General features: G+C 68.9%; 24 protein-coding genes. 10 read left to right on the plus strand and 14 right to left on the minus strand.

Going from position 1 to position 22,854, the window contains the following annotated elements; genetic code table 11:
- Nucleotides 1-15: 15 nt before the first annotated feature.
- A complete protein-coding gene (locus tag ABZ664_RS16710; protein ID WP_362509691.1) occupies nucleotides 16-546 on the minus strand; it encodes a hypothetical protein in 531 nt (176 codons plus the stop codon).
- Between the two features lie 54 nt (nucleotides 547-600).
- Nucleotides 601-2,214 (minus strand): ribosomal protection-like ABC-F family protein, encoded by a 1,614-nt coding sequence (gene abc-f, locus ABZ664_RS16715; protein ID WP_362510058.1) that lies wholly within the window; start codon nucleotides 2,212-2,214, stop codon nucleotides 601-603.
- A gap of 132 nt (nucleotides 2,215-2,346) precedes the next feature.
- Between abc-f and ABZ664_RS16720 the strand changes: the two genes are divergently transcribed.
- Both ABZ664_RS16720 and ABZ664_RS16725 read left to right on the plus strand, forming a co-directional pair.
- Complete coding sequence (locus tag ABZ664_RS16720) at nucleotides 2,347-2,949, plus strand: TetR/AcrR family transcriptional regulator (protein ID WP_362509694.1); 603 nt, start codon at nucleotides 2,347-2,349, stop codon at nucleotides 2,947-2,949.
- Nucleotides 2,950-3,061: 112 nt separating this feature from the next.
- On the plus strand, nucleotides 3,062-3,367 hold the full coding sequence (locus ABZ664_RS16725) for a hypothetical protein (protein ID WP_362509697.1): 306 nt from the start codon (nucleotides 3,062-3,064) through the stop codon (nucleotides 3,365-3,367).
- Nucleotides 3,368-3,493: 126 nt separating this feature from the next.
- Here the strand turns inward: ABZ664_RS16725 and ABZ664_RS16730 are convergent, their stop codons facing one another.
- The gene (locus ABZ664_RS16730) at nucleotides 3,494-5,554 is read right to left on the minus strand and encodes a prolyl oligopeptidase family serine peptidase (protein ID WP_362509700.1); all 2,061 of its coding nucleotides are present in this window, start codon (nucleotides 5,552-5,554) and stop codon (nucleotides 3,494-3,496) included.
- A 58-nt stretch (nucleotides 5,555-5,612) separates the two neighbouring features.
- Nucleotides 5,613-6,008 (minus strand): IS200/IS605 family transposase, encoded by a 396-nt coding sequence (gene tnpA / locus ABZ664_RS16735; RefSeq protein ID WP_362509703.1) that lies wholly within the window; start codon nucleotides 6,006-6,008, stop codon nucleotides 5,613-5,615.
- 39 nt (nucleotides 6,009-6,047) lie between these two features.
- Between tnpA and ABZ664_RS16740 the strand changes: the two genes are divergently transcribed.
- The 6 genes from ABZ664_RS16740 (at nucleotide 6,048) to ABZ664_RS16765 (ending at nucleotide 10,693) form a co-directional block, all read left to right on the plus strand.
- Nucleotides 6,048-7,019 carry a transposase gene (locus tag ABZ664_RS16740; protein ID WP_362509706.1) on the plus strand — a complete coding sequence of 324 codons (972 nt, stop codon included), beginning with the start codon at nucleotides 6,048-6,050 and terminating at the stop codon, nucleotides 7,017-7,019.
- Nucleotides 6,997-7,206, plus strand: a complete 210-nt coding sequence (locus tag ABZ664_RS16745; protein WP_362510061.1) for a zinc ribbon domain-containing protein — start codon at nucleotides 6,997-6,999, stop codon at nucleotides 7,204-7,206. The genes ABZ664_RS16740 and ABZ664_RS16745 overlap by 23 nt, the downstream gene beginning before the upstream one ends.
- A gap of 147 nt (nucleotides 7,207-7,353) precedes the next feature.
- Nucleotides 7,354-8,310 (plus strand): N-acetyl-1-D-myo-inositol-2-amino-2-deoxy-alpha-D-glucopyranoside deacetylase, encoded by a 957-nt coding sequence (mshB, locus tag ABZ664_RS16750; protein ID WP_362509709.1) that lies wholly within the window; start codon nucleotides 7,354-7,356, stop codon nucleotides 8,308-8,310.
- 5 nt (nucleotides 8,311-8,315) lie between these two features.
- Nucleotides 8,316-8,852 (plus strand): DUF6113 family protein, encoded by a 537-nt coding sequence (locus ABZ664_RS16755; protein WP_362509712.1) that lies wholly within the window; start codon nucleotides 8,316-8,318, stop codon nucleotides 8,850-8,852.
- Nucleotides 8,853-8,916: 64 nt separating this feature from the next.
- Nucleotides 8,917-9,351, plus strand: coding sequence for a hypothetical protein (locus ABZ664_RS16760; protein ID WP_362509715.1), 435 nt, complete (start codon nucleotides 8,917-8,919; stop codon nucleotides 9,349-9,351).
- 58 nt (nucleotides 9,352-9,409) lie between these two features.
- The gene (locus tag ABZ664_RS16765) at nucleotides 9,410-10,693 is read left to right on the plus strand and encodes an MBL fold metallo-hydrolase (protein WP_362509717.1); all 1,284 of its coding nucleotides are present in this window, start codon (nucleotides 9,410-9,412) and stop codon (nucleotides 10,691-10,693) included.
- Between the two features lie 126 nt (nucleotides 10,694-10,819).
- Here the strand turns inward: ABZ664_RS16765 and ABZ664_RS16770 are convergent, their stop codons facing one another.
- The 5 genes from ABZ664_RS16770 to ABZ664_RS16790 form a co-directional block, all read right to left on the minus strand.
- The gene (locus ABZ664_RS16770; protein ID WP_362510064.1) at nucleotides 10,820-13,360 is read right to left on the minus strand and encodes a penicillin acylase family protein; all 2,541 of its coding nucleotides are present in this window, start codon (nucleotides 13,358-13,360) and stop codon (nucleotides 10,820-10,822) included.
- A gap of 218 nt (nucleotides 13,361-13,578) precedes the next feature.
- Nucleotides 13,579-14,496, minus strand: coding sequence for an aldose 1-epimerase family protein (locus ABZ664_RS16775; protein WP_362509720.1), 918 nt, complete (start codon nucleotides 14,494-14,496; stop codon nucleotides 13,579-13,581).
- A gap of 380 nt (nucleotides 14,497-14,876) precedes the next feature.
- Complete coding sequence (locus ABZ664_RS16780; protein ID WP_362509723.1) at nucleotides 14,877-15,737, minus strand: AfsR/SARP family transcriptional regulator; 861 nt, start codon at nucleotides 15,735-15,737, stop codon at nucleotides 14,877-14,879.
- Nucleotides 15,738-15,931: 194 nt separating this feature from the next.
- The gene (locus tag ABZ664_RS16785) at nucleotides 15,932-16,774 is read right to left on the minus strand and encodes an ABC transporter permease (protein WP_362509726.1); all 843 of its coding nucleotides are present in this window, start codon (nucleotides 16,772-16,774) and stop codon (nucleotides 15,932-15,934) included.
- On the minus strand, nucleotides 16,771-17,712 hold the full coding sequence (locus ABZ664_RS16790) for an ATP-binding cassette domain-containing protein (protein WP_362509729.1): 942 nt from the start codon (nucleotides 17,710-17,712) through the stop codon (nucleotides 16,771-16,773). The genes ABZ664_RS16785 and ABZ664_RS16790 overlap by 4 nt, the downstream gene beginning before the upstream one ends.
- Nucleotides 17,713-17,843: 131 nt before the next feature.
- Here ABZ664_RS16790 and ABZ664_RS16795 point away from each other — a divergent pair, with 131 nt between their 5' ends.
- On the plus strand, nucleotides 17,844-18,989 hold the full coding sequence (locus tag ABZ664_RS16795) for a sensor histidine kinase (RefSeq protein ID WP_362509732.1): 1,146 nt from the start codon (nucleotides 17,844-17,846) through the stop codon (nucleotides 18,987-18,989).
- A gap of 16 nt (nucleotides 18,990-19,005) precedes the next feature.
- Entirely contained in the window at nucleotides 19,006-19,692 is a 687-nt protein-coding gene (locus tag ABZ664_RS16800; protein WP_362509735.1) for a response regulator transcription factor, read from the plus strand.
- A gap of 100 nt (nucleotides 19,693-19,792) precedes the next feature.
- Here the strand turns inward: ABZ664_RS16800 and ABZ664_RS16805 are convergent, their stop codons facing one another.
- Genes ABZ664_RS16805 through ABZ664_RS16825 form a run of 5 tightly spaced genes read right to left on the minus strand, consistent with a single transcriptional unit; the run spans nucleotide 19,793 to nucleotide 22,853 of the window.
- Nucleotides 19,793-20,632: an ABC transporter permease gene (locus ABZ664_RS16805; RefSeq protein WP_362509737.1), complete on the minus strand. Its 840-nt coding sequence runs from the start codon at nucleotides 20,630-20,632 to the stop codon at nucleotides 19,793-19,795.
- Between the two features lie 32 nt (nucleotides 20,633-20,664).
- Nucleotides 20,665-21,588, minus strand: coding sequence for an ATP-binding cassette domain-containing protein (locus ABZ664_RS16810; RefSeq protein ID WP_362509740.1), 924 nt, complete (start codon nucleotides 21,586-21,588; stop codon nucleotides 20,665-20,667).
- Between the two features lie 34 nt (nucleotides 21,589-21,622).
- On the minus strand, nucleotides 21,623-22,159 hold the full coding sequence (locus ABZ664_RS16815; protein WP_362509743.1) for a MauE/DoxX family redox-associated membrane protein: 537 nt from the start codon (nucleotides 22,157-22,159) through the stop codon (nucleotides 21,623-21,625).
- The gene (locus tag ABZ664_RS16820; protein WP_362509746.1) at nucleotides 22,156-22,599 is read right to left on the minus strand and encodes a lasso peptide biosynthesis B2 protein; all 444 of its coding nucleotides are present in this window, start codon (nucleotides 22,597-22,599) and stop codon (nucleotides 22,156-22,158) included. The genes ABZ664_RS16815 and ABZ664_RS16820 overlap by 4 nt, the downstream gene beginning before the upstream one ends.
- Nucleotides 22,596-22,853 carry a lasso peptide biosynthesis PqqD family chaperone gene (locus tag ABZ664_RS16825; RefSeq protein WP_362509749.1) on the minus strand — a complete coding sequence of 86 codons (258 nt, stop codon included), beginning with the start codon at nucleotides 22,851-22,853 and terminating at the stop codon, nucleotides 22,596-22,598. The genes ABZ664_RS16820 and ABZ664_RS16825 overlap by 4 nt, the downstream gene beginning before the upstream one ends.
- Between the last annotated feature and the right edge of the window lies 1 nt (nucleotide 22,854).

The following is a 22,854-nucleotide window of genomic DNA, read 5'->3' on the forward strand; positions in this document are numbered from 1 at the left end:
CCGCCTCCGCGCCTCTCAGCGAGGAGCCGAGGTGGTGAGCCGGGCCAGGGCGCCGGTTTCGAGTGCCACCCACAGGGTGCCGTCAGGTCCGGCCGCGATGCCGTGCGGCTCCGATGCCGGGGTCGGCAACTCGTGCTCGTCGATCCGGCCGTCGGTGGTGATCCGACCGATCCGGCCGGCGCCGGATTCGGTGAACCACAGGGCGCCGTCGGCTCCCGCCGCGATTCCGAACGGCCCGGCACCCGGCGTCGGCAGCGGGAACGAGCCGATCTCCCCGGTCGTGGTGATCCGGCCGATCCGGTGGCTCTGATATTCGGTGAACCACAGGGCGCCGTCGGGGCCGGTGGCGATGACCGTCGGCCCGCACGACGCCGGGGCGAGCTGGTGGGAGCCGAGTTCACCGTCGAAGGTCATCCGGCCGATCCGGCCGTGATGGACCATCGTGAACCACAGGGCGCCGTCGGGGCCGACGGTGATCCCGTACGGCCCGGCGTCGGGGCCGGACACGGGAAACTCCTCGATCGATACGGTCAGGTCGTGTGGCATGAGAGAGGTTCTCCTTTGTCAGACGAATGTCAGGCGAAGAAGTGGTCGTCTTTGTCAGACGAGGTGGCCGTCGCGCATCTCGATCTCGGTGCCGGTGAACCGGCCGCGCAGCGCCCGGTCGTGCGAGACCACGACGAGGGCACCTCGATAGGCGGCGAGGGCCTCCTCCAACTCCTCGACGAGGGTGAGGGAGAGATGGTTGGTCGGCTCGTCGAGCAGCAGCAGGTCGGCCTCGCAGGTCAGCAGTCTGGCCAGGGCGAGCCGCCGTTGCTGGCCGACCGACAGCGCCCCGGCCGGGGTCTGGAGGTCGCCGGGCTTGAACAGGCCCATCGACAGCAGCCGCGTGCGGTGTTCGTCCGGACAGCCCGGCCGGCCCTCGGCGAACGTGTCGAGGACGGTCAGTTCAGGCCGGGACGGGGGCGACTCCTGCGGCAGGTAGCCGACTCCTCCCCGGTGTCGCACGGTCCCGAGGTCGGGTTGGAGGTCACCGGCGAGAACGCGCAGGAAGGTCGACTTGCCTGCGCCGTTGGGGCCGTGGATCAGCAGCCGCTGTCCCGGTTCGACGCGGAAGGAGTCGACGGCGAGCCGGTCGCCCACCCGTACGGCGTCCAGCTCGGCGACCGGGCCTTCGGCCGCGCCGCTCCGGAAGAGCCCTTGGAACCGCAGGGGCTCCGGCGGCTTGGGCACCCGATCCTCCAGGAGACGGCGCAGGCGCTCCTGCGCCTGACGGATCCGGCCGGCGATCGAGCTCTGCACCCGGCCCGCGTCGCGGTCGTAGGCCGGCTTGTTGCGGTCCTTCATGGGGCGGCCGGGCGCGACACGGTACGCCGTGGTCGCCGCGAAGGTCTCCACCCGCCTGATCTCCTCGCGCCAGTCGGCGTAGGCCTGCTCCCATCGCCGCCGGGCCGCCGCCTGCTCGGCCAGGAACCCGGTGTAGCCGTTTCCGAACCTGGTGACTCCTCCGCCTTCGACCTCCAGGATCGCGGTGGCCACCCGGTCGAGGAAGAGGCGGTCGTGGGAGACGGCGACCACCGTGCCCCGGTGGGTGCGCAGCCGCTCTTCCAGCCAGGTCGTCGAGGGGGCGTCGAGGTGGTTGGTCGGCTCGTCGAGCAGGAGGACCTCGGGGGAGGCGGCGAGCAGGCAGGCCAGGCCGAGCCGGGCCTGCTCGCCGCCGGACAGGGTGCCCAGCGGGCGGTCGCGCGCGACGTGCCCGAGCCCGAGGCCGTGCAGGGTCTTGTCCACGCGGGCGTCCGCCTCGTAGCCGCCACGCGCCTCGTACGCGCTCAGCAGGTCACCGTACTCGGCGAGCCGGTCCTCGGTGAGGTCGTCCTCCAGCGCCCGCATCCGCCGCTCCATGGCGCGCAACTCCGCGAGCGCGGCGTCGACGGCATGCTGGACGGTCTGGTCGGCGGGTAGGTCGAGGCTCTGGCCGAGGTGGCCGATCCCGCCGTCGGCGGAGACGGTGATCTCGCCGTCGTCCGGGGCCTCGGCTCCGGAGATCAATCGCAGCAGGGTCGACTTGCCCGAGCCGTTCTCCCCGACGATCCCGGCGCGCTCGCCCGGCCTGACGGTGAAGGAGACGTCGTCAAGAAGCGGTCGTTCGCCGTACGTCTTGGAAACCCCGCGAAGGGTGAGTTGAGTTGACAGGACGGGCCTCCGGAACGGGATGTGGACGGGTCATCGCGATGCCGGGTGAGAGGTCCACGTCTGCTGCGCTCCTTGGGTTTGGCTTAACGCTACTGAGTTGTATTAAGTTGGAGTATGCCTGATGAGTCGTAGCACTCGCAACCGGAGGTGATCGTGACGCGAAGCGGGACCGTACGGCCCGGTGGGCGCACCGCGCGGGTACGCGAGGCCGTGCGCGAGGCCACCCTCGCCGAGCTGGCGGAGAAGGGATACGACCGGATGACCGTGGAGGGCGTCGCCCTGCGCGCCGGGGTGCACAAGACCACGGTCTACCGGCGCTGGGGCAGTGTGGAGGGGCTCGCCGCCGATGCGCTCGACCTGGCCGTGGCCGAACCGTGGCCGGTTCCCGACACCGGCACGATCGAGGGGGATCTACGCGAGCTCACCCGCCTGGTGCTGGACGGCTTCGCCGACCCCGAGATGGGGCCGGTGTCGACCGCGTTCGTCAGGGCCTCCGCACGCGATCCCGTCGTCGCGAGGGCACTGCGCGCGTTCTTCGCCGCCCGCCATGAGCAGTCGGCGCTCCTCGTCACCCGGGCGGTCGAGCGCGGTGAGCTGCCCGGGGACATCGACGCGGCCGACCTGATCCGCACCGCCGTCGCGCCGTTGTACTACCGGTTGTTCGTCACCGGTGAGCCGGTGGACGAGCAGGTCGCCGACCGTGCCGCCGCAGCGGCCCTGGCGGCGGCCCGCGCCGGGGTGTTCCGTCCCCGGTGAACCGCCGCCCCCCACGGACAGCCTCTTCCGGGGCAAAAAGGTCCGTCGGTCCGGGAGGCTACACTCTCGCCCCATGGGTATAGGCCGCATCCTCTATCTCAGCTTTGGTTGCATGGTGCTGTTCGTAGCCTTCTTGTTGGCCATGAACGAGGGGGACCCCGAGAACATGCAACGGGCTCAGGTCTTCGCGCTGGGGGCGATCGGGCTGATGGTCGCCGGCGCCGCCTGCGGAGCCGCCGAGCGCCGGACCGCTCGCGCCCCGCAGGTTCTCCAGCAGCCGATGGTTCCGCAGTCCTATCCGCCGCAGGGCCACGCCGTGCCGCAGGGGCACGACTTCCAGCAGGGCTACACCGCGCCGCAGGCGTACAACCCTCAGCAGGGCTACACCGCCCCCTATCCGCCCGGCCAGAACCGCTGAGACCCTGGAGCTGTCAGAACGACCGACGCGGCCACCGCCGACCACGCCCCGAGGCGGAAGAGGGGGCGCAGCCGGTGAAGACGGTGGCCGGCGGCTCACCGCCGGCTCGGGACAGCTCAGGGCGGGTCAGGACAAGGATTTTTTCAGGAAGTCGACCTGGAGGAGCAGCAGGTTCTCCGCCACGGTCTCCTGCGGGGTCATGTGGGTCACCCCCGACAGCGGCAGCACGTTGTGCGGGCGGCCCGCGGCCAGCAGGGCGGAGGACAGGCGCAGGGTGTGCGCGGCGACCACGTTGTCGTCGGCGAGGCCGTGGATCAGCAGCAGGGGACGGTCCAGCTTCTCGGCGTCGGCGAACAGCGACGAGGAGTCGTAGTGGCCCTCGTCCGGGTGGCCGAGGTAGCGCTCGGTGTAGCAGGTGTCGTACAGGCGCCAGTCGGTCACCGGGGCGCCGGCGACGGCCGCGTGGAACACGTCCGGGCGGCGGAGCACGGCGAGGGCGGCCAGATAACCGCCGAACGACCAGCCCCGGATGCCGACCCGCGACAGGTCCAGGTCGTCGGGGAACCGTGCGGCGGCGCCGTGCAGGGCGTCGATCTGGTCGTCCAGGATCGGGGTGGCCAGATCGTGCAGGACGGCCCGCTCGAACTCGGGGCCGCGCCCCGGGGTGCCGCGGCCGTCGGCGACGACCACCGCGAAGCCCTGGTCGGCGAACCACTGGCTGGTCAGGTGCGCTCCGCTCGCGGCCAGCACGCGCTGGGCGTGCGGTCCGCCGTACGGGTCCATCAGGACCGGCAGCCTCGCCGAGCCCGGCACGTGCCCGGCGGGCAGGAGTACGGCGGTGGCCAGGTCGCGCTCGCCCGCCTTGATCAGGGAGACCCGCAGGTCCAGGGTGGGACGTTCGGCGTGGGAGGTGATGTGGCCGCGGGGCGTGCCGTTGTGCAGGACGCGGGTGACCGAGCCCTCACTGCCGAGGGTCTGGCCGGTGATCACCAGGGTGCCGCCCGCGGTGTGGCCGCTGTAGACGCCGCCCTCGGTCGGGCTGACCAGGGTGATCTGGCCCCGCCGGTAGGCCCAGACGGCGATCTCGGTGGGCTCGCCGCTCGCGCGGAAGAGCACGGTCTCGCCGTCGATGTCGAGGATCTGGCGGACCTGGAGGGTGGGCGGCGTGACGGGGGAGTCGCCGACGATCAGGCGGTGGCCGCCCTCGCCGGTGGCGGCCCAGACGAGGCTGCCGTCGGACAGGTGGCCGGGAACGCCGGTGACGATGTCGACCCAGGCGGGGTCGGTGTCCTCGCGTACGAGCGTGGAGGTGCCGGTGGCGGGGTCGACGTCGAACAGCCGCATGGTCCGCTGGTCGCGCGTCATGGTGACGATCGAGAGGCCGTGGGCGTCCCAGCCGGCGTTGACGAGGTATTCGTCGTCGAAGGGCACCGGGACGCGGGCCCCGTTGAGAGTGAGGACGAAGAGCTCGACCCCGGCGTTGGGCGTACCGGCGGCGGGGTAGCGCTGCTCGGTGGCGGGGCGGGCCGGGTTGGCCGGGTCGGCGATGTGCCAGTGCTGCACCGGCGACTCGTCGGCCCGCTCGACCAGGATCGCGTCGCCGGACGGCGACCACCAGTAGCCCCGCATGCGGTCCATCTCCTCGGCGGCGATGAACTCGGCGAGGCCGTACGTCACGTCGGGAGACTCGGGACGGGCCAGCGCGTGGTCGACCTCGTCCTCCAGGTCCTGGATGTGGAACGCGCCGCCGGTCACGTAGCCGACATGGACGCCGGTGGGGGACATCCGGGGGTCGATCACCGGTCCGGAGGTCGTCAGCCGCCGTACGTGCCTGGTCTTCAGATCGACGACGTAGAGGCCCCCGGAGAGAGCGAACGCGGCGACGGTCACCGCGGAGTCGGTGCTGTATCCGACGATGCCCCCGGCCTGCTCCCTGCTCCGCTCGCGGCGCGCCCGCTCCTCGGGCGGCAGGTCCTCCTCGTCGGCCGCCAGCGCGCGAGGGTCGGCGATGAGCCGTTCCGTGCCGCTGAGGACGTCGTACTCCCACAGGCAGGTCACCGGGTCGAAGCCGCTTTTGGTCCGAAGGAAGACGACGCGGTCACCGCCCGGGGCGATCGTGAAGCCGCGCGGCACCCCGAGGGTGAATCGACGGGTTCTGGCGTGCAGGCGAGGGAAGCTCTCACTCATCAGGATCCTTCCGTGGAAACCCCCGGCTTTAGCCGTGGGGAGGAAGCGCAACGTCTGGTCAGACGTTGCGCTGGTTCTCGACATACCTCTTCACGATCTCCAGTGTCGCGCCGCCGACGGTGGCGACGAAGTAACTGTTGGTCCACAGGGTCGGCATCCGGGACTTGAGGTGCGGAAACTCGGTGCGCAGCAGGCGTGAGGATCGGCCCTTGATCTGCTTGACCAGCCGGTGGATGCCGTACTGCGGGTCGCAGGTGACCAGCAGGCGCACATGGTCGGGCATGGTTTCCAGTTCGGCTATGGGGGCGTCGCGTTCGACGCACACCTCGCGGATGATCTCTTTGAGCCGGGTGTCGACGTCACCCTTGATGACGTCCCGGCGATACTTCGGACACCAGACGACGTGGTAGGTGCAGCGGTACACGACGTTGTTGTTCGATCGGATCTCGTCCACGCTTTCGACTATACAGCTAGGGCCTGTATAGTGATCGGCGTGATCGAGACAGTGCGTTACACCTACCGCCTGCGGCCCGGCCGCCAGGCGCAGGCCGCACTGCTCGAAGAGTGGTCGCGCTGCCGGTGGCTGTGGAACGAGGCCGCACATCAGCAAAAGTCGGGCCGCAAGCCGACGTTCGGCAAACTGTCGAAGATGCTGACCGAGGCCCGCTCCCGGCTGTCTTGGCTGCGGGCCGGCTCGCAAGTGGCTCAGCAGCAGACGCTGCGTACCTACTGTGCTGCCCTGGACGCCTCGTTCAAGGTCAAGGGTCGTGGCCGTCCGAAGAAAAAACGCAAGAAGGACGCGCTGTTGAGCCTGGAGTACACCACCCGGGGTTTCTCGATCAAGAACGATCGGCTGTGCCTGCCCGGCAATGTGGCCGTCCCGGTCCTGTGGTCGCGCGACCTGCCGTCCGAACCGACCAGCGTCCGCGTCTACCAAGACAACCTCGGCCACTGGTACGCGTCCTTCGTGGTCCGCCGCGACCAGGTCGAACCTTCGGATGCGGACCTGCCGGGGATCGGTGTCGACTGGGGCGTGAAGGCCACCGCCACCACCACCGACCCGGCTTTCGACCTGCCGCACCTCGGCCACCGCAAGCGCTGCGCCGCCGAACTGGCCAAAGCCCAGCGCAAGATGGCCCGCCGCCGTCGGCCCAAAGGCCGCCCGGCGTCGAAGGGCTACCTGACCGCGAAACGGCAGGCAGCCCGGATCGCGAAAAAGGCAGCCCGGCAAAACACCCACGATGCCCGCGTCTGGGCCAAGAGCATCGTCGATCGCCACACGCTGATCGCCATCGAGGACTTCAAGCCGAAGTTCCTGGCCGGCACGTCCATGGCCCGCAAGGCCGCGGACGCCGCGATCGGCGCGTGCAAACGACAGTTGATCGAAAAGTGGCACGCGGGCGGGCCGGAAGGTGGTGCTGGTGCCGCCCGCCTACACCACGATGACCTGCTCCGAGTGCGGTGAGAGAGCCAATCTCCGCCTCGGATTGGGTGTACGGACTTTCGAGTGCGCGGCCTGCGGATACACCGCGGACCGTGACCTCAACGCCGCGAGGACGATCCTCGCCACGGCTGAACGCGACCGTGCCAGTGCCGACGACGTCAGACATCAGATCGCCTCCTTCCGGGACGGTGGATCAGGTGCAGTCTGAGCTGGGAAATCCCCCGGATTTATCCGTGGGGATGTCGTTAAACGAGCCATCTTGCCAGTTCCGCATCGAGTGCTTAGTTTTCCGAGGATCGGCGGGAAGGGAATTCGGAGGTTCTGGGCGATGCCCGGCATCGATACCCTCGGACGCATGACTGATCGGCGCCTCATGCTCGTACACGCCCACCCGGACGACGAGACGATCGGCAGCGGAGCCACCATGGCCAGGTACGCCGCCGAGGGGGCGCACGTCACGCTGGTGACCTGCACGCTGGGAGAGGAGGGCGAGGTCATTCCCCCGGAGCTGGCCCACCTGACCGCCGACCGCGACGACACCCTGGGCGGGCATCGCGTCGGAGAACTCGCCGCGGCCTGCGCGGCGCTCGGCGTCACCGACCACCGCTTCCTGGGCGGCCCCGGCCGCTGGAGGGACTCGGGCATGATGGGCGCCGCCTCCAACCACAGGGAGAACGCCTTCTGGCGGGCCGACCTGGACGAGGCGGCGGGCGAGCTCGCGAGGATCATCCGCGAGGTGCGGCCCCAGGTGCTCGTCACCTACGACGAGAACGGCTTCTACGGCCACCCCGACCACATCCAGGCCCACCGTGTCGCCTGGCGGGCCGTCGAGCTGGCCGCCGACCCCGGGTTCTCCGGTTCCGTGACCCGTTCGGGGGGCGCTTCCGTGTCCGGAGAAGCGCCTGGCGGAGACGAGCCGTGGCGGGTCGCGAAGTTCTACCACACCGCCGTCCCCAGATCCGTGCTGTACAGGAGCGAGGAGGCGATGCGCGAGAGCGGCACCCCCTTTCTCGTCGAGCCGGTCGACGACCTGCCGTTCGGTTGCGCGGACGGGGACGTCACCACCGAGATCGACGCCCGCGCCCACATCGGCAGGAAGACCGAGGCGTTGCGGGCGCACGCCACCCAGATCAGCGTGAGCCCGCCCTGGTTCGCCCTGTCCAACGACGTCGGCCAGGAACTCCTCGGCGTCGAGCACTTCATCCTCCGCTCCGGCGTACGGGGTCCCGCGGGCCTGGGAGCGCCGATCGAAATGGGCGGGCTCGGCGAGCCGTACGACCGTGAGGACGATCTCTTCGCCGGGATCCACTAGCCTCGATGCTTGTGATGGAGCAGGTCCCGGCTGTGCGCGCGCCCTCGGAGACGGTTGTCGCCGTGGCGACGAACGCCGTGCTCTTCGTGCTCGGACTGCTGCTGGGCGTTCTGGGGGGGTTCCAGCACTCCTGGTACATCAGGCCCGTCCCGGTCTCCGCCATCGTCTGCCTCGCCCTGCTGTTCGCGATCCCCTACGGGGCGGGCCGGATGACGCACGGCAAGTCCGCGGCCGTGGCGTTCGTGGCGGGCTGGGCGCTGATCACCATCATCTGGATCTCCGGACGGCCGGAGGGCGACCTGGTCATCGCCAACGACCTGTCCGGTTACCTTTACCTCTACGGAGGACTCGCGGCGGTCACGGTGGGGATCATGCTTTCGCCGTCGGCCATCCTGGGCGGGACGTGGCCGCCCACCCCGGACGGTTACCGTTCGGGTCCCGAATCCTCGCCGATACCGTCGGATTCCCAGCCTCCGCCCGGTTTCCCGCCCCCTCCCGGCTCCCAGACCCCACCCGCACCACCGGGCACGCCCGCTCCCTGACGCGCCCCCGCCCAGAGTCCCGGGGCGTCTGTCGCTCGCCGCCCTGATGGCGGACAATCCGGGTATGCGGCGGTTACATCGAGTACGGCGGACCCTCAACTACATCAACCTGTCCACACCGCTGGGGCTGTTCCTGGCACGCGTCGGCCGCGCCCGGGTGACGGCGGGGCCCGACGGGCTGCTCCTGGCGTACGGCTACCGCTTCGGGTTCCCGATCGCCTCGGCGTTCACCGTGGGGAACGTGGTGCTGACCAAGCACCCGGAGGGCTTCCTCACCGGTTCCCTGCTCAAGCATGAGGACCGGCACGCCTCCCAGTACATGTGCTGCGTGGGCCTGCCGATGCTCCCGCTCTACGTCGTCGCGGTGGTCGTCTCCATGATGATCTGCGGAAACCAGGCCTCGTGGAACCTTTTCGAGCGGCTGGCGAACCTGGAGGACGGCAACTACGCCCGAAGGTCGCCCTGGTGGCTCAACACCAGATCCCCACAAAAGGAATGAATCCCGCTGTGGGGGGATCTACAAGGGGTGAGCTGTCGATGACCGAAGGGGGCCGCCCATGTCGCAGACGTCCCACCCAGAAACCGCCTCCCACCTGTCCGTGGAAATCGACGGCCTCGTCGCGGAGCCCCCGCGGCGTCCCGGATGGTCGGCCCGCTTCGCCGCGCGACCGGCGCGCGCCCTCAGGAAACTGGGCCGCACCGCCGGCCGGGCGGTGCGGGATCGCCCCTCAGGACCGCGTACGGCCATGGCCGAGGCGGCATCCCGTTCCTCCATGCTCTCCGCTCCCTCGATGGCCTTCTCGACGGGAACCTCGACGGGAACGGAGTTCCCCGTACAGTCCGGGACATCCGGACGACCCGCGCCTCCGGTACGGCCCGCGCCGCCGAGGCGGCCGGAGCCCCTGCCGAGGCGGTCGTGGCCGGGTGGCTTCAGGGACCGGCTGACCTCGCCGATCCCGACGTTCCAGGAGTTGCTGGCGGTCGCCTGGCACGGCACGCTCCGGCCCGATGTCGGGGACGCGGACCGCATCCCGGTCCACAGGAACGGGCTCCCACGGCCGACGGGGACCGAGGCGGTCGTGACGTGGGTGGGGCACGCGACGTACGTGGTGCAGATCGGCGGGCTCACCATTCTCACGGATCCGGTCTGGGCGAGGAAGATCGTCGGTATTCACCGGCCCCGGCTCACCCCGCCCGGCGTCGCGTGGGCGGACCTGCCCAGGATCGACGCCGTGGTGATCAGCCACAACCACTACGACCACCTGGACGCGTGGACGGTGCGGCGGTTGCCGCGCAGCACGCCCGTCCTCGTACCGGCCGGGCTCAGGTCCTGGTTCACCCGGCGCGGGTTCCGTGACGTCACCGAGCTCGACTGGTGGGAGAGCACCCGGGTGGGTGATGTCCGCTTCGACTTCGTCCCCGCCCACCACTGGAGCCGCCGGTCGATCTGGGACACCTGCAAGACCCTCTGGGGCGGCTGGGTGATCGCCTCCGACGACCAGACGATCTACTTCGCCGGGGACAGCGCGTACGGTGAGCGCTTCGCGCAGATCGGGGCCCGCTACCCGGACGGCATCGACCTGGCCCTGATGCCGGTGGGGGCGTTCGAACCCCGCTGGTTCATGCAGGCGGCGCACGTCGATCCCGAACAGGCCGTGCGGGCGTGCCAGGACGTGGGGGCGCGCCGGATGGCGACCATGCACTGGGGCACGTTCGTCCTGTCGGGGGAGTCGCTCCTCGCGCCGGTGGAGGAGGCGAGGGTGGCCTGGGCACAGGCCGGGCGGGACCGCGCCGACCTGTGGGACCTCGCCGTCGGTGAGTCCCGCGTCCTGACGCCCTGACAGCGGTTCGGGGAGGCGGGAGAAACGGGGATCCGGGCCGCGGGGGCTCACCCCGCGGCCCGGAAGCGGCCCGCGGCCGTCAGGAGGTGCCGGAGGGTGCGTCCCCGCCTCTCAGGGGTTGCTCGGTCAGGGGCTGAGCGTCAGGGTGTGGATGGCCGCCTTCTTGACGGCGTCCTGACCGGCCAGCATGGGGGTGGTCTCGCCGCGCGCCCACAGTGGCGCCTGGTCCCAGTAGTTGTCGTGGAACGCGTGGCCGGAGGCACCGGTCAGGTTGATCCATCGGGACTTGTCCGGGTTCGCCAGGTCCACCACCATCCGCATGGACGGCAGCCAGCTCACCGCGTAACCGTCCCGTACGTCCCACCCCGCCGCGTTGACGGCGTCGTCGCCGCCCGCCACCGGGAACGGACCCCGGTTGAACAGCCACTCGATCGGGCCGATCCCCGAGGTGCCGAAGGTCTGGTGGACGAGCTCCAGGGAGTGCAGGTCGCCCCAGCGCCAGTCCTTGACGTCCGGGCCGAGCAGGCCGTTCAGCTCGTCGTACGCCCTCGCCATCGCCCGTCGCAGCATGTCGTCGCGGGTCTCGGCGCGCGGGGTGGTCGTGTCGTTCCAGAACGCCTCGTCCGGCTTGTCGAGCATGACCCGTACGACCTCGAACCAGCGGTCGCCGCCCTGGGGCCAGGCGCCCTCGGGAAGATCGTCGTTGAAGGTCTCGATGAGCAGGTGCCGCCAGACGGCGTTGAAGTACATCGCGGGAGCGGACTCCGTGCCCTGCGCCTGGTCCCACCCGCGCAGCAGCTCGCGGGCGTCCTTGGCGGGCCCGGCCATCTCGACGTCGAGCAGCTTGGGCACCAGGAAGCGGGCGAAGCCGTTGTCGCTGTCCTGCTGCAACGCGCTCATCGCCGCCACGTCCACCTTGCCGCCGTCCTTCAGCGCCTCGCGGAGGCGCTGAAGGATGCGCTGGGAGCGGTATCCGTACGCCCAGTCCTTGGTGAGGTTGTACGGGTAGCGGTCGGGGTCGATGACCGCGTTGTTGGCGGTCACGATGTAGCCCTCCGGCGGGTTGTAGAGGCTGGGCAGCTTGTTGAAGGGGATCGTCGACTGCCAGGCGTACTCGCCGGTCCAGCCGGGCACCGGCCAGGTGCCGTCGCCGCGGGTCCGCACCGGGATCCGTCCGGGGGCCTGGTAGCCGATGTTGCCCTCGGTGTCGGCGTAGATCAGGTTCTGCGCGGGCACCTCGAATCTGCTCGCCGCCGCCCTGAACTCCTGCCAGTCCTGCGCGGTGTTCAGCGCGAAGATCGCGTCGGCGGTCCTGCCGGGCTCCAGGGCGGTCCACTTGAGCGCGACCGCGTCGCCCTTCTCCTCGAAGACCGCGTCCATGCCGGGCAGCGTGTCCTTCGCGCTCTCCAGGACGTCGGAGATGATCGGCCCGTGCATGGTGTCGCGCACCGTGAGCCGTACGTCGTCGCCCCCGGCCACCTTGATCGTCTCGGTCCTGGTGGTCATCGGCTTCCACTCGCCCATGAGCAGGTACGAATCATCCTTGATCCGCTCCAGGTAGAGGTCGGCGACGTCCGGGCCGAGGTTGGTGAAGCCCCATGCGATCTTGTCGTTGCGGCCGATGACCACGCCGGGCACGCCGGAGAAGGTGAATCCGGTGACGTCGAACGGGCACTCGGGGCTCTTGACGCGGCAGTGCAGCCCGGCCTGGTACCAGACCGAGGGCATGCCCGGCCCCAGGTGGGGGTCGTTGGCGAGGATTGGTTTGCCCGACTCGGTGTGCTCGCCGCCGACCACCCAGGAGTTCGAGCCGATGCCCCTGCCGCCCGCCGGGTCGCCCATCAGGCTCGGCACCGCGCGGATGGCCTCGGCCGCCCGGGTCAGCGCCCCGGTGGCGGGCGCCACCCCTGACGGCTCGGGCTCGGCGCTCTTCGGCTCCTCGTCCTGGCGGAACCCGCGCTCGCCGACCGAGCCCCGGGTGACGATCGGCTGGTTGGTCTCGTACGGGTAGTCGGGCCAGAGCTGCTCCACCCGGCCGCGCGGCAGCCTGCTCGCCGCGAGCGCCCGGCCGATCTCGTCGGTCATGTTGGAGCGCAGGTCCCAGGCCATCGCCTTGAGCCAGGCGAGCGAGTCGGCCGGGGTCCACGGCTCCGGCCGGTAGTCCGGGCTGGTCGCCCGCAGCAGCACGTACTCCAGGCTCCTGTCGGCGAAGCCGTCGTTCCGCTTCATCCAGGCGTTCACCCCGCCCGCGTAGGCGTTCAGGTAGCGCCGGGTCCGCTCGTCGAGCAGGGGGAGTTCCTTCTCGGCCACCTTCCGCCAGCCCATGGTCCTGATGACCCTGTCCTCGGTCAGCGTCGCCGAGCCGAACATCTCCGAGAGCCGTCCCGCGGTGACGTGGCGGCGGAAGTCCATCTCGAAGAAGCGGTCCTGGGCGTGGACGTAGCCCTGGGAGAGAAAGAGGTCCTCTGGGGAGTCTGCGTATATGTGCGGGATGCCCGTCTTATCGCGATATACGGTGACTTTCCCCTTCAAGCCGTCCACCTTGAGCTCGCCTTCGAGCTGTGGGAAGGACGCTCGCACGCTCCATACGCCCGCTCCGGCGAGCAGCAGCCCGAGCACCAGAAGAACGGTGAGCACCCGCGCCAGCCACGTGAGTGGGCGGGGCATCCAGGCGTACGGGCGGAACCTCACAAAAACCTCCTAGGCGACATGCTTCCGCAAGTGTGGCACCACCCCCATGGGGTCGGCACCGACGTCAGGGCGAAGATGCGCGTATGAGACTTTTGCTACCGACCTGGTCAACGCCCACGGCACGGTGGCCGCGAGCCGTCTGACCCGGTTCCGCTCGTACGACCCGAACCCTCAGGAGCGGGCCGGGACGCCGGTCAGATCGGGCCGATCCCCCAGTGGTGGACGGCGCGGTCGCCGGGGGCGAGCCTGATGACGTCCTCACCGCTGCGGAAGGCGTTCGGCGGGCAGGTCATCGGCTCCACCGCGAGCCCCAGACGGCGGTGGCCCTCCGGCAGGGTGTCACCGGTGTAGAGCTGGAGCCACTCGATCCCCTCGCCCGCCCACAGCTCGACCCCGGTCCCGTCGGGGGCCGCCAGCGTGACCCGCACCCGGCCGTCGGCGCCGCGCTCCAGGCCGGTGAACGCGGTGTCGAGCTCCGTCCCGCCGATCGGGCGGGGGACCCGGAAGTCGTACTCGGTGCCCTCGACGTCGTGGCGGCCGGTGGGGATCTTCCGATCGTTCACCGCGATCCACTGGGCTGCGGGGAGCTCCAGGAGGGCGTCGTCGAGGGCGCAGAGGGTGCCGAGGGACAGGTAGGGATGGGCTCCGAAGCCGTACGGCGCGTCGGTGGCGCCGACGTTCTCCACGCTCACCTCGACCTCCAGGCCGGCCGCACTCAGCGCGTACCGGACGGAGAGGTCAAGGACGTGCGGGTAGCCGAGCTGGGGGAACAGCCGCATCCCCAGCCGGATCGAGTTGTCGTCGTGGAAGAGGACCGTCCAGGGGAACGACCGGGAGAAGCCGTGGATCGCGTTGCCGGTCTTGGGCTCGCTCAGCGCGAGCTGCCGCTCCTCGCCGTCGAACGTGTAGCGGCCGTCCTCGACCCTGTTCGGCCAGGGAAGCAGCGGCAGCCCCGCCCCGCCGAGCGGGGGCTCGTCCTCGGGAAAATCGATGACGAGCGGGCGGTCGTCCAGGGTGAGACTCCGTAGCCCTGCTCCGAGCTCGGTGACGACGGCCTGGAAACCGCCGTCCGAGATGGTGTGTTGGGCCCCTGTGGGCGCGATGTTTTTCACCCGGTAATTCAACACCTTTGCCCCCACCCCCCATCCACCACCGCGCCACCTGAAGGAGGGCGGCGGCCATAGAGCCGCCATCCGCCGTTTCGTCATCGCCCATCTGGACGCCGCTGCCCGCTCGGGCAGCCTGGCCGTGAGCGTTCTGGATGAGTCCTGGTTCATGGGCCTGCGTTCCGCGTAATTCGGAGCGGCTAGAGCTCGAAACTGGCATCTGAAATGGGAAAACATACGGAGACACGCCGAGTGGGCATGTCTCTAGGAGTTCGAGCGCGAGTCCGAGGTCACAAGGGGGTGGCGAGCTCGATGATCTGCTGAGGCGGGGTGATGCCGAACCATTTGTGGGCTTGCCGGTGGCGGCATCGCATGTCTCCTTGACTTCAGAAGAAAGTCATGGCCGTCAGGTTAGGCCTGCTCGTTCCAGCCAGTTCCTGCAGCGGATAAACCGGGTCGCCATGCAGGATCTCCATATGGAGTCGCTGGAGTTGTTGGCTCGGATCAATTCCCATCTCCTCACGGAGGCGATGGCTGATAGAAGTGTATGCCGCCAGTGCCTCAACCTGCCGCCCCGAACGGAAAAGCGCAAGCATAAGCTGCCACCACAGTCGTTCTCTGAAAGGATGCTTGGTGGTCAATGAACTAAGGCTGGTGATGAGATTGCTATCGATCCAGCCTAAGCCGAGACAGAGGTCATTGTGCCGTTCAAACGTCCAAAGGAGTTCGTCGGTGAGTTTCGGTGCGGAGTCTCGGATTATGGGATCGGCCTGCAGGTTGGAGAGAATCGGACCGCGCCACAAGGTGAGTGCCTCGGCTAGGCCGGTGACCTCGGCGCCGAAGTCCCCGGCTCGGCCCGCGTCGCGAGCCCCGGTCACCAAGCGGCGGAAGCGGATCAGATCGAGACTCTCCTGGTCGATCTCTATCGCATAACCGGACGATGCCGTTCGGATTGCAGGTGACGTTCCCTTTCCGAAACTGCATAAAGTCTGACGGAGGCGAGTTACGCACGTATGTAGGGCGCCACGCGGCTCCCGTGGCAGGTCGTCGTCCCAGAGGCGGGCGATGAGCTCTTCGGCGGGAACGACCTTGTTGGCGTCTAGTAGAAGCGATGCCAGAAGCGTTCGCCTTTTCCCGGAGGGCAAAACTATAGATTGTCCGTGCAGAGTGACTTCGAACGGCCCTAGGAGGAGGAACATAATTTCCTTGTTTGCGGAGGAGGTCTTCGGCAAGGAATCTGATCGCATGATCGCATGATCGCATTTCCTTTCGGCGTTTGTCTAGCATCATTTAAGCAAAGAAAAGTGGTTGTGCATAACCTCCAATCTGAGTGAGCATTTAACATTTGCATTGCGTGTGGAATTGTTGGCTAAGAGTAAACAGCGAAGACCTGGACCGGCTGTCCGCGCGTCTCGGGCTGTGCCCGGAGAGCGCGGAACGGTTAGGGGTCCCGGCGTGTGATGGCGACGGATGCGGCTGCCAGCGCGAGCGCGATGTAGCCGAGCAGCACCAGCACCGCCCCCGCTGGCGGCAGCCACGCGTCCGAGATCCGGCCCGGCAGCAGGTTGGAGGCCATCGGCAGGGTGAGCGAGCCGATCCGCTCGTTCCAGGGGGCAGGCAGCAGCGAGATCAGTGCTGGAACCACGAACAGCAGGGCGAAGATCGCGATAAACCCGCCAGCCGACGAGCGCAGCACGGTCCCCACCCCTAGCCCTACCAGCCCCATCACCATGCAACTGAACCCGGCGCCGAGTACGGTGGCTAGGGCGTACGGCGACGCGAGCGTTACACCGATGCCGCGGGTGCCGAGCACGGCCTGGCTGATGAAGAAGATGGCGAACGAGCTGACCTGGCCGGCGGCGAGCGATACCACTCCGACTACCACCGCCTTCGCCATTAACAGGCTGCGTCGCTGTGGCACGGTAGTGAGCGTCATACGCAGCATGCCCGTGGTGCTCTCCGAGGTGATGGCGAGGATGCCAAAGGCGGCTAACACCAAGTAAGTCACCTGGAGCGCGGTCCCACCCGCCGCCGACGGGTCGAACCCGGAGCGGCCCTGTTCGGACAATCGCTCCCAGGAACTGGCGGCGCTCAGGGCTAGCCCGCCGCCGAGCACGATCGGCAGCGGCAGCACCGCCAGCAGATAGTACGTCGAGCGCAACGAGCGGATCTTGAGCCACTCCGCCGCGACCAGGTCCCAGATCAACCGGGTGCGGGAGGGTTCCAGAGTGCGGCCATCCGGCTCGATGAGGCTGCTCGCGATATAGGTGTCACCGGTCTTCATGCCTGCCGTCGTCCCGTCCTGTGGTCGGTGCTGCTTTCGGTGAGTTCGATGAACGCCTCTTCCAGCGACGCGCTGCGCGGCGTGATCTCGTACAGCGGGATGCTGTGCGCGGTGGCCAACTCGGAGATCCACGCGTTGTCGAGCGCGGGAGTGCGGGTGGCGTCGCGCTGACCGCCGCTGATGGCCAGCCCGCCTCCCGGTTCGGGGCGCACCACGGCGCCGTGCGCGAGCAGTAGCCGCTTCAGTTCATCCTCCCGCGGGCTGCGCACTAGCACGTCCCGGTGAAACCGTACGAGGAGCTCGTCGATGGTCGCTTCAGTGATGAGCCGGCCGCGTCCGATGATGATGACTCGGTCCGCGGTCAGTGCCGTTTCGCTCATCACGTGGCTTGAGATGAAGACCGTTCGACCCTCGCCCGCTAGCGTGCGCAGCAGCCCGCGGATCCACCGGATGCCTTCGGGGTCGAGCCCGTTGATCGGCTCGTCGAGGATGAGCACCCCGGGATCACCAAGCAAAGCCGCGGCAATTCCCAGCCGCTGCCGCATGCCGAGCGAGAAACCGCCCACCCTCCGGTGCGCCACATCCGCTAGGCCGACCTGGTCCAGCACCGCGGCCACCCGTCGGCGGCCGATGCCATTGGTGCGGGCCAGCACGGACAGATGATGGTACGCTGAGCGGCCGGTGTGGGCGGCGTCCGCGTCCAGCAACGCGCCGACGGAGTAGAGCGGACGGACCAGCGACCGGTAGGGTCGGCCGCCGATGAGGGCCTCGCCTGAGGTAGGGGTGACCAGGCCGAGCACCGCACGCATAGTGGTCGACTTCCCCGCGCCGTTCGGGCCAAGGAACCCTGTCACCAGACCCGGCATCACATGGATGGACAGGTTGTCGACGGCAGTCCTGGACCCGTGGCGCTTGGTCAGGTTCCGTACTTCAATCATGTCTCCACGATGGCGAAACACTGGCTCGAAGTCATCGAGCCCAGGTCTGGACCTCTCCGCCCTGGGGTGGAGGCCGCGGCCTCCACCCCAGGGCGGATGCTCTACGGCCGGGCGGTACGTAAGGTGATCGCATGGATGGCCTCCGTCCGCTGATGGCTTCGCGCTTACGCCGCCACCATCTGTTCGCCTTCGATGTAGTGCTGGCTGTCCCGATTGGCCTGGTGGCGCTCGAACGGGTGGCCATGCCGCCGTACGGCTGGCTGTTCGGGGCCGGGCTAGGGCTGGCCGCCGCGCTGCGTCGGCTTTGGCCGCTGCCCACGCTCGCCTTGGTGCTGACCATCGCGGCCGCCGGGGTGTGGGCCGGCGCGCTGATCAACCCGTGGCTGGCGTGGGCGTTCGTGCTCTACACGGTCGGGCTGATCACCTCGGGCCTGCCCGCCTACCTGGGCCTCGTGGCCAGCCTGGTCGCCGCCGCCGCTCTGGTGCCTATTTCGCACGAGCCCAACCTTGTGGGCAGCTTCGGGCTGATCGGGCTGAGCTGGCTGACCATGGCCGCCGCCTGGCTGCTCGGCCTGACCGTCCGGGAACGGCGGACCGGCGCGGCCAGGATCGCCGAACAGCGGGCCCGCCTCGCTGTGGCCGAGGAGCGGGTCCGTATCGCCCGAGAGCTGCACGACATCGTCGCCCACAGCCTCAGCCTGATCGCCATGAAATCTGGCGTCGCGGTGCACATGGCCGGGGAGCGCCCCGGCGAGGCCGTCGCGGCGCTGGAAGTGATCCAGGCGACCAGTCGCGCCGCGCTCGACGAAATGCGCCGCATGGTGGGCGTGCTGCGCTCGGCCAGCGCCGACGACCCAGGAGACTCCCCGCTGACCCCCGTTCCCGGACTGGCTGGCCTAGAGACTTTGGCCGGTCAGGCACGGGAGGCGGGTTTGCAGATCACCCTGAACCATGACGGCGGGCAGGACCTGCCGCGCGGCATCGAGAGTGCGGTCTTCCGCATCGTGCAGGAGTCCCTCACTAACGTGATCAAGCACGCGACGGACGGCACGGGGGAGCGCGTGTCCTGCGCAGTCTCGGTCGCAGTGACACCTCGGGAGGTTCTCGTCGAGGTGGTCGACAACGGGAAAGGCGGTAAGGTCACGACCGCCAGGGCGGGCGGGCACGGCCTCATCGGTATGCGTGAACGTGTCTTGCTCCAGGATGGTGACTTCACCGCCGGCCCGCAGGAACAGGGCGGATTCCGGGTCGCGGCCAGATTGCCGTACCGCTCGTAACAGGGGATGGAGGGTCATGACCGAGCGCATCCGGGTGCTTATCGCCGACGACCAGGTGCTGCTCCGCGGCAGCCTTCGCATGCTGCTCGAATCGGTGCCCGACATTGAGGTCGTGGGCGAGGCCGGGACAGGTGGCGAGGTGCTGAAGCTGCTGCTGCGGCAGGTCCCAGACGTGATCCTAATGGACGTGCAGATGCCGGACATGGACGGTATCGAGGCCACCCGTCAGGTCTGCGCCAGCCGGGAGAGCAGCGCGCGGGTGCTCGTCCTGACCACCTTCGACATGGACGAATACGTCTACGGTGCGCTCCGGGCGGGAGCCAGCGGTTTCATCCTCAAGGACACGCCGCCCGCAGACCTGCTTGCCGCGATCCGGGTCGTGGCGGGCGGGGACGCCCTCATCTCGCCCGTGGTCACGCGGCGGCTCATCGCCGAGTTCGTCCGGCACCCGGGACCCGCGACCGCCTCGGCCCGCGGCCGCGCCCTCCCCGGTGTCACCGAGCGAGAGCGAGAGGTGCTGCTGCATGTCGCCCGCGGTCTGTCCAACACCGAGATCGCCCGCCAACTCCAGGTCAGCCTGGCCACAGTGAAGACCCACATTGGCAGCCTGCTGGCGAAACTCGGCGCAAGGGACAGAGCCCAGCTTGTCATCACCGCTTACGAGGCTGGCCTGGTCGAAGCGAACTTCCGCAAACACGGCTAACCCCGCCCGGCGTCTCGGTTTACGGCCTCAGCAAGCGGGGAGAGCCGTGGTGGCCGGTGTTGTCGGCGCACCGCGTCACAAGACAGCGTTACAAACGATGTCATAGGGGGCGGCGGAAGCCGCGGACCGCGACTACAGCGCAGAGCGCCGACAGCAGCAAACTGAGCAGGACCGCCAGATACGCCGCCGTGCCCGGTACCTGGCCCTGCATGAGCGCGCGGGTCGAGTCGATGCCGTATGTCATCGGATTAACCATCGCGACCACCTGCAGCCACTCCGGCAGCCCGCCCACCGGCACGAAAGCGCTCGACGCGAACATCAGCGGAAACGTCACCAGCATCGTGGCGCCCTGGAACAGGTCAACGTTGCGCACCCAGCTTGCCAGCGCGATGAACAGCCATCCCACGCCCGCGCCGACGATCAGTGCCACCGCCCAGGAGACAGCCGACCCGGCGAACCCGCCGGACGGCCTGAACCCGAAAAGCACGTAAGCGAAGCCGAGCACACACAGGAGTTGGATGCCGCTGCGCACCAGATCCGCCAGGCTCCGGGCGAAGAGCACCGAGCCCAGCCAGATAGGCAGCGATCGGAGCCGGATAATCATTCCGTTCCGTACGTCCTGGGTGAGCGTGATACCGGTTTGCAGGGCAGCCTGCATAGCTGAGTTGACCATGATGGCCGGCACCAGGAACTCGATGTAGGTCACTCCGGGTGGGAAGTTTGGGGTGTCCGCTATGGATCCGAAGATTTGGCTGAAAACCAGCAGCATCAGCAACGGCCCCGCCGCGTTGAGCGCGATCATGCGTGGATCGAACGCGATCGTGTTCATGTAGCGCAGCGTGAGAACGCGGATCTGCGCCACCACCGAGGTCCCCCGCCAGGAACCGACACGGGTCCCCTTCGGGGCGTCCTCGGTGTCCAGAATGGCAGTGCCGCTCATCGCCTCTCCTCTCGAAATCGTTACGTTCCCGGCTAGCCGGAAAATGCGTGAAACACGTCGTCTAGGTTCGGTTCGGTGAAGCTGATCTCCGCCATCTCCACGCCGCATCCGGCGATGGCCTGACCGAAGGCGACGATGTCCTGGGTGCGTACCGCCGGGATGGTGACAGCGAGCCGGGCCGCGTCCCACAATGGGGCGAACCCCGCGGCTCGCAGAGCCAATACAGATGTACGCCCGTCATGCGGGTTCCCGCAGCGTGCCGTGATGGTACGGTTACCCACTCGCGCCTTCAGCTCATTCGGCGACCCGGCCGCCACCACCGTTCCGCCCGCCATGACGACGATCGAGTCGGACAGCTGGTCAGCCTCGTCTAGGTACTGCGTAGTGAGCAGCACAGTGGCGCCGTCCCGCGTGGCCGCACGCACGACCTCCCACATGGCCAGCCGCCCGGTTGGGTCCAGACCCACCGTGGGCTCGTCTAGGAAAATCACGTCGGGACGGCCCACCAGGCTCGCGGCTAGGTCCAGCCGCCGCCGCATGCCCCCCGAGTAGGTCCGCACCTTCCGATCGCCCGCGCCGCACAGATCGAACAGGTCGAGCAGTTCCTGGGCACGCACTTCGGCGGAGCCGCGGGTGGTGCCGAGCAGCCGCCCGATGAGCACCAGGTTCTGCCGTCCGGATATCTGCTCGTCCAGGGTGGCGGTCTGCCCGGTCAGCCCGATCCGCTGGCGGACCTGCGCGCCCTGCCGCACGACGTCGAATCCGGCGACCTGGGCGCTGCCCGCGTCCGGCCGGGAGAGCGTGGACAGGATGCCGATCAGCGTGGACTTGCCCGCGCCGTTGTGTCCGAGTAGCCCTAGCACCGAGCCGCGCGGCACCGCGAAGCTGACGTCCGTCAGCGCGGCGACGTCCCCGTAGCGCTTGCTCAGCCCCATCACTTCGATCGCTGCGGTCACCGGAGTCTGCTCCTTTCCTGAGAGGTTCCCGCCGTTAGGCCGTAGTTGGCGGAAGGTGCCTTGCAACGGCCCGCACGACATCGTCGTAGTACCGGATGTAGAGGGCCGCCACGAGCACGCCAGCGACGGCCACAGACCAGCCCGCAGGGCCCACCGGCGCTGCGGACCCGGTGGCGGCGAGACCCGCGGCGGCGGCGATGATGAGGATCACATTGCGGACGATCATCCCGGTACTCATCACCGACCCGCCCCGGCCGAAGCACCTGCACTCGGCGATAACACCGCTGCGCACCGCCCGGACTGCCACCGCGATGAAGCACGCCAACAGCGTGATGGCCAAGGCGAACCCCGCGCCACGGGTGCCGGACGATACCAGCAGGGCGACGGTGGCCCCCTCACCGAGCACGATGCCCGCTGCGGCCGACCTGGCGAGCCGGGGCGACAGTACGGCGAGGTGGCTGATCGCCGCCTCGAACCGGTGGAAGAACGACACGCCGCGCACCTTGTTGACGAACGCCACCGCGAACACCGTGGCGATGAAGCTCGTCATAGCGATCAACACGTACGTCATTGCGTCTCTCCCAGCCGGGCAGGGGCAGACATGAGGGGTATGACCATGGTCCGGTGGAAATGCCGGATCTCGTCGCGCTCGCCGATCGGCACGCCGTCCACCTCCACCCAGGCGTGTGCCCGGAACGGCTCGGTGAGGACCCCGGTGCACCAGGTCGGCCAAGTGCTGGCGAACCGGCACAGCAGCACGGTGGCGATCGACCGTTGCAGACAGCCCTGGCCAGCGCACTGCACGCTCACCGTGACCACGGCCGTCCGGGCGGCCAGTGCCCGATCCGCCGGGCACGGCCCGGCGCCGCGCCGGATGACCATGAGCAGCCGGCGTAGCCGCAGCGGGGACAGCCGCATGAGTACCCGGGCCAAGCTCACCGCCACGTGCGCGGCCAGCCGCCGCCGCCAAGTGATCCGGGCCGACGCCTCCAGCGTCACCGGCATCGTCATGGCGTCACGACCCGGGCTTCGCGCAGCGACACCAGCAGCTTTTCCACGTCCGTTGGGATGCGGTGCACGGACGCGGGGTGGCTGCGGCCGAGCTGCGCCACGACCTCGGGCACGCTCACCCCCTGCAGCAGCAGCCGCACCACGACCGCGCCCGTGGCGTTCAACAGCCAGTAGCCGCCGGATCTCTCGTTCAACAGGACCAGACTCTGTCCCATATCGGTCATGGAGACATGCGGTGCGAGAGAGAAACTCACC

The organism is Streptosporangium sp. NPDC006930 (assembly GCF_040635605.1).
Classification (GTDB): Bacteria; Actinomycetota; Actinomycetes; order Streptosporangiales; family Streptosporangiaceae; genus Streptosporangium.